Origin of the sequence: Glycomyces sp. MUSA5-2 (assembly GCF_037034145.1) — a bacterium.
Taxonomy (GTDB): Bacteria; Actinomycetota; Actinomycetes; order Mycobacteriales; family Micromonosporaceae; genus Glycomyces; species Glycomyces artemisiae.
Genome location: NZ_JBAGKG010000029.1, coordinates 1 through 465 on the forward strand (window position 1 = coordinate 1; position 465 = coordinate 465).

The window sequence follows — 465 nt, forward strand, 5'->3', positions numbered from 1 at the left end:
CACCACGGGCACGCCATGACTGTCCCAGGCGGGAGAGTTGCACCGCATTGGTCACAGAATGTCATGCCCGGAGTATTGCGCACAACTGCCACAACCGCGACACGTGGCGACAGGAGACCGTCACACCCCTTGCGGCACTGGCCTATTCGTTGGGCTCACTGGCTGACGTCGCGTCGCCGTCGTCAGCGGCGGCGACGAACGTACCGCGCCCGGGAACGGTGACCACTAGCCCGTCCTCAATGAGGACGCGGATTGCTTTGCGCGTCGTCTCGCGAGCGAGGCCGTAGGTCTGCACCAGCTGCGGCTCGCTCGGAATCTGCCGGTTCGGCGCCCAGTCGCCGCGCTCGATCCGGGCCCGCAGAATCCCCGCAAGCTGTTGATACACGGGTGTCGGTGCCTCGTGATCAATCTCCGCGTCCGGGTCCATGCGATCACGCTAGACGGAAACTCACGCCCATCTACCAG

The 465-nt window shown here is 65.2% G+C and carries 1 protein-coding gene; it reads right to left on the bottom strand.

Annotated features, from left to right (window positions below; translation table 11 throughout):
• Positions 1-142: 142 nt before the first annotated feature.
• Positions 143-427, bottom strand: a complete 285-nt coding sequence (locus tag WA640_RS28695; RefSeq protein ID WP_335992390.1) for a GntR family transcriptional regulator — start codon at positions 425-427, stop codon at positions 143-145.
• Positions 428-465: the final 38 nt, after the last annotated feature.